Here is a 2,099-nt window from a genome sequence, read left to right as displayed (position 1 = left end):
TGGTCGCAGTGTCATTCGTTGGCCTTCGACTTTTCGGTGTGGGAGATCTTCGGTGCGCTGCTGCATGGCGGGCGGCTGGTGGTGGTGCCCGACGAGGTGGTCCGCTCGCCGGAAGACTTGCACGCGTTGCTGATTGCCGAACAGGTCGCCGTATTGAGTCAGACCCCGTCGGCGTTTTATGCGCTGCAAACCGCCGATGGGGGGGCATCGGAGTCCGAGGATCGGCTCAAGCTGGAGACGGTGGTGTTCGGCGGCGAGGCGCTAGAACCCCAGCGTCTTGGCACGTGGCTGGGCAAGCACCCGGGATTACCGCGGCTGATCAACATGTATGGCATCACCGAGACCACGGTGCATGCCTCGTTCCGCGAGATCAGCGCCGCCGACGTCGACCGCAGTGTCAGCCCGATCGGGGTGCCGTTGGTGCATCTTGGCTTTTTTGTGCTGGATGGCTGGTTGCGTCCGGTGCCGGCCGGGGTGGTCGGGGAGTTGTACGTGGCCGGCGGCGGGTTGGCCTACGGATACGTGGGCCGGGCTGCTTTGACGGCGTCTCGGTTTGTGGCCTGCCCGTTCGCCGGGGCGGGAGCGCTGGGACAACGCATGTATCGCACCGGCGATCTGGTGTGTTGGGGCGCCGATGGGCAGTTGGATTATCTGGGTCGAGCCGATGAGCAGGTCAAGATCCGCGGCTATCGCATCGAGCTCGGTGAGATCCGGGCGGCGCTGGCCGAACTGGATGGAGTGGAGCAGGCGGTAGTAGTTGCCCGCGAGGACCGCCCCGGCGACAAACGCCTTATCGGCTACATAACTGGAGCCGCTGACCCGACCGATGTTCGGGCCCGGTTGGGTCAGCGGCTCCCCACCTACATGGTGCCGGCCGCGGTGGTGGTCTTGGACGCGTTGCCGTTAACGGTCAACGGCAAACTGGACACCCGGGCCCTGCCGGCACCGGAATACACCTCGGGCGATGTTTATCGCGCTCCGGGTACCCCCACCGAGCAGATCCTGGCCGGCATCTACGCCCAGGTACTCGGGCTCGAACGGGTCGGAGTCGATGACTCCTTCTTCGACTTAGGCGGGGATTCGCTGTCGGCGATGCGGGTGATCGCCGCGGTCAACAGCGCCCTGGATGCTCACCTGGCGGTGCGCACCCTGTTCGAGGCGCCCACGGTGGCCCAGTTGGCGCCCCGTATTGGCGGGGATGGGAGTGGGCGTCAGCCGTTGGTGGCGGTGGAGCGGCCCGCGATGGTGCCGTTGTCGTTCGCGCAGAGCCGGTTGTGGTTCCTCGACCGGTTCGAGGGCGGGGTGGCGACCTACAACATGCCGACCGCGTTTCGGATCAGCGGGATGCTGGATGTCGAGGCGTTGGGCGCGGCGATCGATGATGTGATCGCCCGTCACGAGTCGCTGCGCACCATATTTCCCGACGTCGACGGCGTGCCGTTGCAACAGGTGGTGCCGGCCGAGACGGGGATGTGGCGGCGCGGGAACGCGGCGGTGGTGTCGTTGACCGAGCAGGATGTGGTCGGCGAGTTGGTGGCGCTGGCGGGGTATCGGTTTGATTTGTCGGCCGAGATCCCGATTCGTGCCCAGATCTATGCGGTGGGCCCCGAGCAGCATGTGGTGGGAATTGTGGTGCACCACATCGCTTTTGATGGCTGGTCACTGGCCCCAATGGCCAGGGACATCGGCGAGGCGTATCGGGCGCGGCGGCAGGGCCGGGCCCCGCAGTGGGCGCCGTTGCCGGTGCAGTATGCGGATTACACACTGTGGCAACGGGATTGGTTGGGCGTCGAGTCCGACCCCGACAGTGTGATCGCCGGGCAGTTGGCGTATTGGCGCCAGGAGCTGGCCGATCTGCCCGAGGTGGTGTCGCTGCCGGCGGATCGGGCGCGCCCGCCGGTGCCCAGTTACCGCGGTGACGCGGTGGGCGTGCATCTCGACTCCCGGCTCTGGGCGGGGGTCAAGGCGCTGGCTGCGGCGCATAACGCGACGGCCTCGATGGTGTTGCAGGCAGCCATGGTGGTGGTGTTGCACCGGGTGGGGGCCGGCGAGGACGTCGTGATGGGCGCGCCGATCGCCGGGCGGATGGATGCGGCGCT

The 2,099-nt window shown here is 67.0% G+C and carries 1 protein-coding gene; it reads left to right on the top strand.

Annotated elements, in window-relative coordinates; translation table 11 throughout:
- Nucleotides 1-2,099, top strand: a 2,099-nt coding sequence (locus B8W69_RS29360; protein ID WP_165762729.1) for a condensation domain-containing protein, incomplete at both ends; no start/stop codon positions are given.

Origin of the sequence: Mycolicibacterium vulneris (genome assembly GCF_002104765.1) — a bacterium.
Classification (GTDB): Bacteria; Actinomycetota; Actinomycetes; order Mycobacteriales; family Mycobacteriaceae; genus Mycobacterium; species Mycobacterium vulneris.
Note: the sequence above shows the minus strand (reverse complement) of the source record. Positions and strands in the feature narration are given on the sequence as shown.